Raw genomic sequence first — 10119 nt, 5'->3', positions numbered from 1 at the left:
CGGATTGCCGGCAATACCCCACCCCAGCTCGCGCTGGAGGCGATGCTGATTGCGATCAGTGCTCGAGTGCCACTGTCTGAAGCGGCAGCGTAAAGCGCTGGCTACGGCCGGCTTCGGTCGAATAGACCGCCACGGGTTATTGCCGTGTGTCCCAAGCGGTCTCTAGTGTTCCTGTCGCCGTCACACCAGCGTCGCATCGTTCAGGATGTCCCGATCTAACTCTGGGTCAAGCCCTCCATAGGTAACCAGATCGACATCTCTGCCGAGGACTGCCCCGAGCGCCTCCTCGAGATGCAGGAGACCGGACAGGTCTGCATTTTCCGGGGCTTCGACGATGAAGTCCACATCTGAATCTGGTCGGTCTTCTCCGCGAGCCACGGACCCAAATACTCCAAGGCGCCGAAATCCACGGTCTCCTGCCACCTGCCTTAAGACCGCCCCACCCGCTTCAAGCAGATCACTGGGCCGCACGCCTTTCGTGCGCTTTTTGGCCACCTGGTAACTGATGGCGGGTTGGGTGACCCCATAACGTTGTGCGACGGACGCCTGGGAATGACCTTCGGTCAGCATCGCCCGCAAAGCGATGACGCGCGCGATTCGCGCGATTTCAGCATCGCGAACGGCGTGTTCGTAGTGGATTACCAGACTCATAAAATGATTTTATCGCTTCGTTAGTCGCGTTGGGGGGCGTGCTGGAAATCGTGGTGATGAAGGTGCGACGTCTCAGCTAGCGCTTTGCTTCCACACTCGACTGCCCTAAAATTGGCATATGACAACACGTGAAGAGGAACTTCGATCGCTCGCCAAGAAGAGACTGAAGAAGAAGGCTGACTTCAAGAGCTACTTGTTTGTATGGTTCCTGGTGGGTGCATTAGTGAGTGTCATTTGGTTTATTGCCACGCCCGACTCACTGTTCTGGCCAGGGTTTGTCATCGGAGGCATGGGCATTGGCGCTCTCGCATCCTGGTGGGACGCCTACGGTCCTGGCGAGAGCATCACCGAGGCGGACATTGATGCCGAGTTGGAGCGGATGAAGAGGAAGCCCTAAGGGGTTCCTAACACGCTTCTGAGCGTCAGCACGCGACGCCTCGACCTGTTCCTCGAAGTCCAGTGCTGCGAGGACGGCCCCATGGCATCGAGCATGAGGTTTGTAGGCCTTGTAGGCGGAGTCTCTGGCCGGGTCCACCAACAACATAATCAGGTCGTGGCTAGGCGCCCGCGCTGCAACCGTCAGCGCTACCGGATAATTCTGGAGCCACGGCCAACCTAGATTCCGAACATGTTCCGCAAAAAAGACGGAAATACAAGGAAATAGTCGGAAACGTCCCACACCCTCGGTCTCAGTAAAAAACTGGGAAGTCCCTATACTAATAGGCGTTTGCCGCCTTAGCTCAGTTGGTAGAGCGTCTCACTCGTAATGAGAAGGTCGCGGGTTCGATTCCCGCAGGCGGCCCCATCTGAAATTTTGGCAAGGTCAAAACTGCTGAGGCCCTTCTCTCGGGCTTTAGGTCTTTTTCATTCCCCCTTAACGCCAGTTCCGCATCGCTTTCTCTATACCGATCCCTGAGGCGATGCCGGAGGGGCGACGGGTAGGATGAGGCATGGAGTGCCGGGAAGCCTGGTCGGCGTGTGGGGCGTGGATGTGCATGCCGCATCGGTTTTGCCTCAGTGGTGGGACCGAGACCAACCCGACTATGAGGAGAACATGACGCGCTCGAGCTTGATGCCCCGCCCATGTTTTCCGCAGGTGGCGTCGTGACCCTGACGGCCATTCTTTTTTCCACCTTGGCACTCGTCGCGGTCACCATGTTGGCGACGAGAGTTATTGGTCGAAACGCCGGCTGGTTAGCAGCCGCTGTCCTCGCGGCTCTGGCCTTTGCCGTGGGAGTCCGCGTGCCAGAAATACTGGGTGACGATGGCGCTGGTGAGGGCCTCGGTGTGGTGCGAGAGAGCGTGCCGTGGATTCCGAGCCTGGATATCTCGTTGGGGCTGCGTTTAGACGGGTTATCCGCCCTGTTTCTCATTATTGTCTTGGGCATTGGCGCCCTCGTGATGGCCTACTCGGCGCGCTACATGTCTGAGCGAAACGTGCACCCGCACACGGGCTATTTCGCGTGGATGTTGCTGTTTGCTTTTGCGATGACGGGCCTGGTCCTCTCAGACGACCTCATCTTGCTTTTTGTGTTCTGGGAACTCACCACCCTGTGTTCATTTTTTCTCATCAACCGCTCGGGGGAGCGGGCTGGGGCACCCGCGGTGCGCACACTGTTGGTCACCGCAATGGGTGGGCTGTCCCTCCTGTTTGCCGTGGTCTTGATTGTGGTGCAAACCGGCACCACGGTGGTGAGTGAAGCCCTCAGCAGTGCTGTCTGGTCAGAAGACCCGGGCTTTAGTGCGGCGATTGCGGTGTTGGTGGCCCTGGCTGCGATGACGAAATCGGCGCAGTTTCCGTTCCACATGTGGTTGCCAGACGCCATGGTGGCTCCGACGCCTGTCAGTGCCTACCTCCATGCGGCAGCCATGGTCAAAGCCGGAATCTATCTTCTGATGCTGTTTTCTCCCGCCCTCGGTGGCAACTTGGTGTGGCAGTCCATTCTCATTGCTGCCGGGCTCACCACGGCGGTGATGGGCGCCCTGTTCGCTATGCGATCTTTCGACTTGAAAGAAATCATGGCGAACTCGACCATCAGTCAGTTGGGCCTGATTGTCGCGCTCATAGGTATCGGCACACCTGCGGCCTTGGCTACTGCCGCGCTTTATACCCTGGCCCACGCGCTCTTTAAAGCCTCATTGTTTATGGTCGTGGGAATTGTTGACCGACAGGCGGGTACCCGAGATATCCGGTTGTTGCGCGGTCTCTGGCGGCGCATGCCCGTCACTTTCGCCACCACGCTGTTGGCCGGGCTATCGATGGCCGGAGTGTTCCCCATGCTCGGGTTTATTTCCAAGGAGTACCTGCTCGGTCAGATGTTGGATGCGGGTGGCTCCTTGTGGGTCGGGGTAGTGCTGGCCGCTATTGCGGTGTTCGCTTCGGCGACAACTTTTGCCTACACGGGCCGCATCCTCTTCGGAGCGTTTTCCAACTACCGGGGAACCACCCGCCCTCTTGAAGTCGAAGAGGGCCAAGAACCGCGCGAAGATGCTCGTGAAGCGAAACCGTTGTTTGTTCTCTCCGCGCTCATCCCCGCACTGATCGGTCTGATCCTGGGCCCCGCAATTGCCGTGTTGTACCCGCTGGTGGGGGCAGCCGGCAGCGCCGCCTCAGGCGAATCCTACGGTGCGAGCTTTGCCCTGTTTGGCGGATTCACCACCGAGCTCGCGCTGTCGCTGACCATCATTGGCGTGGGCACTCTTGCGATCACTCAGCGGCGGCGGCTAGATGTTTTCTTTGAGCGTCGAATCCTTAGTTTTAAGGCCATCGACGTGGTTGAAGCGATTCGCACCGGAGCGATCTCACTGGGACTGAGGGTGGGTAATGCCACCCGCACCGATGTCCCCACGCAGCACTTGGGTGCCCCATGGATCATTGTGGGTGTCGTCACCGCGGTGGCCCTCGTGACCATCCCCTCGGTGGGAAACCTCGTGCCCTCAGCGGAGCCGTGGAGTGACGTGGTCTGGTTGGGACTCCTGGTGGCCACCGTGATTCCCGCGGTCCTCACCCGGTCTCGTCTGATCGCGCTGGTGTTGGTGGGTAGTGCAGGCTTTGTCGTCGCACTGTGGTTCTTCGCCCTAGGCGCTGTCGATGTGGGCCTCACCCAATTGCTGGTGGAGTTACTCACCGTGGTGGCCCTGGTGCTGATTTTGCGCAGGCTTCCTGCCGTGTTCCATGCGGTGGCCCGCTCACGCCAGGTGGTCACTGCGGTCATTGCCCTAGGGGTCGGAGTGGTGACCACTGTGGTGACCCTCTGGTTTACCGGCCGCCGCGACATGTCCCCGGTCGGACAGTATTTTCTCGACGAGGCGTATCAGGACACCGGTGGCACCAACGTGGTCAACACCATTTTGGTCGACTACCGTGCTCTCGACACGTTCGGTGAACTGACCGTCATCGCGGTGGCGGGAATTGTGTTGATCGGGATTCTTCGCTCCCGCCCGATGATCGCTGAGCGCACCTCCGATGTGGCGGTGTGGGCCAGCTCGGCTCTCGCGCGCACCACGGATAACACCCTGCCGGTGCGAATGCTCGCGCGCTGGGCTGCCCCGTTCATCATCCTGTTGTCGTTTCACCTGTTTTGGCGGGGTCACTACGAGGCCGGTGGCGGTTTCATCGCGGCGCTGGTGGGGGCCACCGGTTTTGGGCTTGCCTATTTGGGCGCGCGGGCGGACCGTGGGGCTCCGGTGGCCTGGCCCTATCGGGGGCTTTTGTCCGCCGGGGTCATCGTGGCTGTCCTCAGTGGAGTGTGGGGATACGCGGTGGGTTCATTCCTGAAGCCGGTGCGCTTCGATATTCCCCTGCCGTGGGGCGGTGAGTATGGCTTCACCAGTGCCATGGTCTTTGACCTGGGGGTGTACCTGGCCGTATTGGCCATCATCATTGCGGTGATTAACGAACTGGGTGGTGTGCGCGAGAGCGACATCGAGCCCAGCAGCCAGGCCGGACCGGTCCTGATCGCGGGTCCCGTTCCCACTGCGCGTGAGATAGCGCCGCGTGAAAAGGAGCATGCCGGTGCCGGTCGGACCGGCACGGATGAACCGCCGACACAGGCTGCTGACCACCCCACGACGGGAGGTCGCTCATGAGTCTGGCGCTCAGTATTGGACTATTGGCGGCGGCCGGAGTCTTCCTGGTCTTACAGCGCGGGATGATTCGCATCATCTTGGGCTTTGTCCTGCTCACCCACGCGGTCAACCTCCTCATCATTGCGGCAGGCGGAGTCGCGAGGCGAGACGCACCCTTTAGTGACGGTGACACGTCAATGGCGGCCGACCCCCTGCCGCAAGCTTTTGTGTTGACCGCCATTGTGATTGCCTTTGCGATCACCGTGGTGCTTGCAACCTTCGCCGTGGTGGGTCGGGGCGACGATGACACTGAGGCTGACCCCACCCAATCGGACGGGGAAGGCAGCACACAAGGCACCGCCAAAGATTCCGCCAAAGACTCCGCCAAAGACTCCGCCACCGGAACCTCAAACGGCACCGCGAAAAGCACCTCAAAACACGGGGACGGTGATCTCGGGTGATCGACATGGTGGAACTGCTGTTGCCACTCTTTGTGGGTGCGCCTCTTCTACTCGGTGGGGTGTTGTTTGTCGTGCCGCGCAATCACCCCTTGCAACCCATTGTGGGGATGGGGTCACTGCTGGCGGTGCTGGCTGGTGCCATCACCGTGTTGGTGGTGACCTCCGGGGGGACCGTGGTGGCCCATCAGATTGCCCTGTGGCCGGAGGGCATCGCCATCGCCTTTGTGGCCGATACTTTCGCTGCGCTGATGTTGACAGCGGCCGCCCTCGTCTCAGTGGTGAGTTTTCAGTACATGATCGTCAGTGGCGAGAGCCGCAGCCCCTCCATCCCGGGACTGGTGCTGATTCTGATCGGCGGGGTCGCCGGGGCGCTGCTGACTGCGGACCTGTTTAACCTTTTCGTGTTTATCGAAGTGATGTTGCTTCCCTCCTACGGTCTGCTCATTTTCCTGAGCCGCCGGGGCAACATGGCCGCTTCGAGGCTGTACGTCGTGGTGAACCTCCTCGCCTCGACACTGTTTTTGGCCGGTGTGGGTTTGATGTACGCACTCCAGGGCACAGTGAATCTGGCGGCGTTGGCCGGTGCCGGAGTGGACCCGGCGACGGCAATCGCCACCGCCGTGATCTTGGCCGCCCTCGGCGTGAAAGCGGCAGTCTTTCCCGTGCACGGTTGGCTGACCCGGGCGTATGCCTCCGCATCTCCGGCCGTCGCCGCGCTGTTTTCTGGCCTCCACACCAAAGTCGCCGTCTACGTGGTTTACCGCATTAGTGCGGTCATCTTCGAAGGCGAGAGCGCCTGGATGGCAGCGATTGTGGTGCTCGCTTCAGTGACTCTCGTGGTGGGGGCCTTTGCAGCCTTGGGCGAGCGCGATATTCGATCCCTGCTGCTGTTTCAAATGGTGAGCGGTATTGGGTTCATTCTGGTGGGCGTCGGGCTGTTCACCCCGTTGGGGCTCACCGCCGGCATCGCCTATATGGTCCACCACATGGTGGTCATGGGCTCGCTGTTACTCGCCGCCAGCGCCATCGAACACACCTACGGCTCTGGCCGGCTCGATAAAGTCTCGGGGCTTCGTATCCGTGAGCATCTCGTGACGGGCGTGTTTGTGATTGGGGCACTGTCGCTGGCGGGTTTGCCGCCCTTTTCGGGGTTTGTGGCGAAATACGTGTTGGTGTTGGCCAGTGCTGATGCCGGTGAAGTCGTCGTCGCCGGACTGCTCGTTGTCGTGAGCCTTTTTGTGCTGATGGCGATGATGAAGATCTGGGCGGAAATGTTTAACGGTAAACGCCACGCCGACGTGGAAACGCTGGCCGCCCGGGAGCGCATTCGCACCCGAAGGGGCCTCTACGACTCTGATGCCGTCGATGAGGACGAAGTGGCCGAAGAAGCCGCCCACGCGGTCGAACACACCGAAGCGCCTCGGGGAATCCTCGGCGCCGATGACGATCCACACGACCACCGCGGCACCCGGGTGCGCACGTCTCTCATTCTCCCGGCGCTGATCCTGGCGGGAATCTCCGTCGCACTGGGCCTAGGCGGCGAATTTCTGCTGCACTGGGCTGAGCAGGCCAGTCATGGCCTGCTCGACACCGGCGATTACGTGAGGGCGGTGTTGGGACAATGAGCCGTTCACCACACGCTTCCCCCTGGAGTCTGCCGCTGCGGCTGCTCGGCTTCCTCGGCTGGTTTATTGGCCAGTTTGTGCTGACCAGTCTTCACGTCGTTGCACTGATTGTGACCCCGGGGAAAGTGCCAGAGCCGGGGATCGTGAAGCTGTCGATGGATGAGCTGAGCGATACGGAAGTGACACTATTGCTGGCACTGATCACCATCACCCCGGACACCCTGGTCATCGCCGTCGACCGGGAAGAAGGCAGCATGTTTGTACACGGAATGTTTGTGGCCGGAGACCCGGAGGGTTTTCGTGCATCGCTTCGTGCGACACACGACCGACTACTGTTTGGTCTTCGCGCCCGTCCCAGTCGTAGCCTCGCACAGGGAGGTGTCGCATGATTCCCGACATCGTGGTGGTAGTAGTACTGGGGCTTTTGGCGCTGTCCATCGTCTTTGCCGTGGTGCGAGCGTGGCGGGGCCCCACCGCCGGTAACTCGGCGGTGGCGGGTGATCTGATTTTCTTCGCCTTTATTGGCGCCGTTGCGGTGATCGGTGTGTGGTTAACCATCGATGCGGTAATGGACGTCATTCTCATTGCGGCCCTGCTCGGCTTCCTCTCGGTGTTGTCCTTGGCGCGCTTGATCCAGGGGAGCAAACGGTGAGTGGGGACATGGTGACCACCGTGGTGGGCAGCGCGCTGTTGATTCTGGGTGCTGCGATTATTGCCAGTGCGGCGGTGGGCCTGTTGAAGCTACCCGATGTCTACACCCGCACTAGCGCCATTGGCACCGCGGCCGGTTTAGGGGTGTCGCTGATGATCGTGGGGGTGGTGGTGCTCGATTTCAGCACGCTGAACCTCATCAAGGGCATCTTTGCGATCATCGCCCAACTGCTCACCAGCGCGATCGGCAGTTTCGTGCTCGCCCGTGCCAGCTACATGAGTGGCAGTAAGCCGGTCGACACGACGGTGCCCGACGAGCTCGCCGAGCAGGCCACCGCAGAGGGTTCGAAATCGCCTTGAGGCGAAGCGCTCCGTGCGCCGAGGGCGCCGATCGCCGCAGGCCTCGACGGGCACAGTCGACACCCATCAGGTGACCAGCGCGTGCCCAGTACTCGAGGCGTTACGCGACGAGCTGGGTGGCCCCTGACCGGTGCCCCTTGTGGCGGGGACACCGTGTGCCGTGTCGGACCATGCAGGTTTACGCCGGTGAGTGTTGCTCGAGAAACTCGAGTACGGCGCTCTCATCGACTCCGGGAGTGGGTCCTTTCGGCATGGCGGCGATCAATGCCGTGTTCATTTCAGATTGAGGGCGGGCGTTGTCCTTCCACTTAGTGGCCAGTTCGGCGGGAGGAACCCGGCAGCAGGAGTCGTCCGGGCAGGTCGACATTCCCCGACGATTGGTCTCTCGTCCGCGAAACCATTTGACGTGATCGAAGGGCGTGCCCACGGAGATAGAGAAATCCCCACGGCTGGTGGATTCAATTTTTGAGGTGCACCAGTACGTGCCGTTTGGTTTATCCGAATACTGGTGGAAGGGCGTGAGGCGGTCGTCTTGTTTGAACACTTGGCGGGCACTCCACTTTTTACACACGCTTTGGCCCTCCACTGCGCCGAGCGGGTCGGCCGGGAAGAGTACGCCGTCATTTTCGTAGGCCTTGTAGAGGGTGCCGGCCGCGCTGGTTTTCAAAAAGTGCACGGGAATTCCGAGGTGTTCGGTCGCGAGGTTCGTGAAGCGGTGGGCGGCCGTTTCGTAAGTCACCGCGTAGTGGTCTCGGAGGTCTTCGACGGCGAGTTCTCGCTTCTTCTTCGCCTCGGTCAGAAAGGTGACGGCGGATTTTTCGTCGATGAGTAGCGCGCTGGCGAGGTAGTTGATTTCCACCCGCTGGTGCAGGAAGTCGCGGTAGGTCGTAATTGGCGGCAGCCCCAACGCGTGGGCGGAGAGTGCTTGGAGGAGCACGATTCGCGGATCGCTCTGGGTGGTGCGCGGGAGATAAATGCGCATGTGTCGGGAATCGGTGACGCTGCGCGTCGCCGGCGGCAGGTCGGGCACGTAGTGGAGGCTGAAGCCCAAGTGCGAGGCCAAATCTGAGGCGAGACGCTGCGAGAGTGGTCCCGAGCTGTGGCCGATGGCGGCGTGCAGGCTGTGGGCCAACTCTTCTAGTTCGGCAAAGTAATTGTGGCGCTCGCGCATTTGGTAGCGAAGGTCGGTGTTGGCCCTTCTGGCTTCCTCCGGGGTCGCGGCGCGGTTTTGGTGTTCCTTTTCCCATTCACCGTAGAGACCGACGAGGGCGGCGAGCACGTCGTCGGGGACACTTTTGCGCATCGAAAACTGTGGCAGCCCGGTCTGCTGGTAGAGGTGGCTGCGCACCGCCCGTTCCCATTCAATCTCCAGGCCCTCGCGCCCTGTGGGGGTCTGCGGGGTGAGCAATTCGTTGAGCGAGGTGTCCAACGCGGCGGCGATGGTGGTGAGCTCGACGAGCTTCGGGTCTTTCTTGCCATTTTCGATTCCGGAGAGGTAACTCGTGGCTCGCCCGATTGTGTCCGCCAGCTGGGCCAACGTGAGGCCCTGTTCGAGACGTTTCAGCCGGATGGTTTTTCCGACCACGAGCGAATCAATCGGCTCATCAGAGATAAAGGACATCGATAACCCCCTGAATTTCTTATTCGAGAAATATAGCCGGATTTCTTTGCTGCCACCAGAACTTTTTCTCTTCAGTGGGGAAAAGATGGGTTCCACAGCACATATTTTCAAGGAGCACACGATGACACAGATCGGAACACCGACCGAAACGGCCGCGGACCTCGAATCCCAGTGGGCGAGCAATCCACGCTGGAGCGGCATCCGCCGCGACTACACCGCCGACGACGTGATTGCCCTGCGCGGGCCCGTCCAAGAAGAGCACACCCTTGCGAGGCGAGGTGCCGACAGGCTGTGGGAGCTCATTCAGCAAAACGAGGACCCCCGCGAGTGGATTAGTGCACTGGGAGCCCTCACCGGCAACCAAGCGGTCCAGCAGGTACGAGCGGGATTAAAGGCGATCTACCTCTCGGGTTGGCAGGTCGCCGGAGACGCCAACCTCTCCGGCCAGACCTACCCCGACCAGAGCCTCTACCCGGCAAATTCCGTCCCGGCCGTGGTGCGCCGGATCAACAACGCCCTGATGCGCGCCGGACAAATCGAATTCACCGAGGAGTCGACCACCCGCGACTGGATGGTGCCCATCGTCGCCGACGCGGAAGCCGGTTTCGGTGGACCACTCAATGCGTATGAGCTGATGACCCAAATGATTGGGGCCGGTGCCGCCGGCGTGCACTGGGAGGAC

At 60.9% G+C, this 10119-nt stretch carries 9 protein-coding genes, 1 tRNA gene and 1 pseudogene; 9 read left to right on the top strand and 2 right to left on the bottom strand.

Translation table 11 applies throughout. The annotated features are described in order from the left end of the window. Window positions 1-180: 180 nt before the first annotated feature. Entirely contained in the window at window positions 181-651 is a 471-nt protein-coding gene (locus tag RI518_RS07255; RefSeq protein ID WP_310689723.1) for a nucleotidyltransferase domain-containing protein, read from the bottom strand. Window positions 652-769: 118 nt separating this feature from the next. Between RI518_RS07255 and RI518_RS07250 the strand changes: the two genes are divergently transcribed. The 8 genes from RI518_RS07250 to mnhG all read left to right on the top strand — a co-directional run bounded on the left by RI518_RS07250 (window position 770) and on the right by mnhG (window position 7816). Next, window positions 770-1048: a 2TM domain-containing protein gene (locus tag RI518_RS07250; protein WP_310689722.1), complete on the top strand. Its 279-nt coding sequence runs from the start codon at window positions 770-772 to the stop codon at window positions 1046-1048. A 332-nt stretch (window positions 1049-1380) separates the two neighbouring features. Next, window positions 1381-1456, top strand: a tRNA-Thr gene (locus tag RI518_RS07245). A gap of 299 nt (window positions 1457-1755) precedes the next feature. Then, window positions 1756-4740 carry a hydrogen gas-evolving membrane-bound hydrogenase subunit E gene (gene mbhE, locus RI518_RS07240; protein ID WP_310689721.1) on the top strand — a complete coding sequence of 995 codons (2985 nt, stop codon included), beginning with the start codon at window positions 1756-1758 and terminating at the stop codon, window positions 4738-4740. Next, entirely contained in the window at window positions 4737-5180 is a 444-nt protein-coding gene (locus RI518_RS07235) for a cation:proton antiporter subunit C (protein WP_310689720.1), read from the top strand. The genes mbhE and RI518_RS07235 overlap by 4 nt, the downstream gene beginning before the upstream one ends. Window positions 5181-5185: 5 nt before the next feature. After that, window positions 5186-6805, top strand: coding sequence for a monovalent cation/H+ antiporter subunit D family protein (locus RI518_RS07230; RefSeq protein ID WP_310689724.1), 1620 nt, complete (start codon window positions 5186-5188; stop codon window positions 6803-6805). Next, entirely contained in the window at window positions 6802-7194 is a 393-nt protein-coding gene (locus RI518_RS07225) for a Na+/H+ antiporter subunit E (protein WP_310672294.1), read from the top strand. Before RI518_RS07230 ends, RI518_RS07225 begins: the two co-directional genes overlap by 4 nt. Continuing rightward, a complete protein-coding gene (locus RI518_RS07220; RefSeq protein ID WP_310672295.1) occupies window positions 7191-7457 on the top strand; it encodes a monovalent cation/H+ antiporter complex subunit F in 267 nt (88 codons plus the stop codon). The genes RI518_RS07225 and RI518_RS07220 overlap by 4 nt, the downstream gene beginning before the upstream one ends. A gap of 8 nt (window positions 7458-7465) precedes the next feature. Beyond that, window positions 7466-7816, top strand: coding sequence for a monovalent cation/H(+) antiporter subunit G (gene mnhG / locus RI518_RS07215; protein ID WP_310689719.1), 351 nt, complete (start codon window positions 7466-7468; stop codon window positions 7814-7816). A gap of 178 nt (window positions 7817-7994) precedes the next feature. Here the strand turns inward: mnhG and RI518_RS07210 are convergent, their stop codons facing one another. Continuing rightward, a complete protein-coding gene (locus RI518_RS07210) occupies window positions 7995-9437 on the bottom strand; it encodes a helix-turn-helix domain-containing protein (protein WP_310672401.1) in 1443 nt (480 codons plus the stop codon). A gap of 121 nt (window positions 9438-9558) precedes the next feature. On the opposite strand from RI518_RS07210, the pseudogene RI518_RS07205 reads away from it, so the two are divergent. Continuing rightward, window positions 9559-10119 (top strand): annotated as a pseudogene (locus RI518_RS07205) (isocitrate lyase); the annotation flags it as partial.

It is taken from the genome of Pontimonas sp. (assembly GCF_031581085.1).
Classification (GTDB): Bacteria; Actinomycetota; Actinomycetes; order Actinomycetales; family Microbacteriaceae; genus Pontimonas.
The sequence above is the reverse complement of the archived record's forward strand: the minus strand, read 5'-3'. Positions and strand labels throughout refer to the sequence as shown.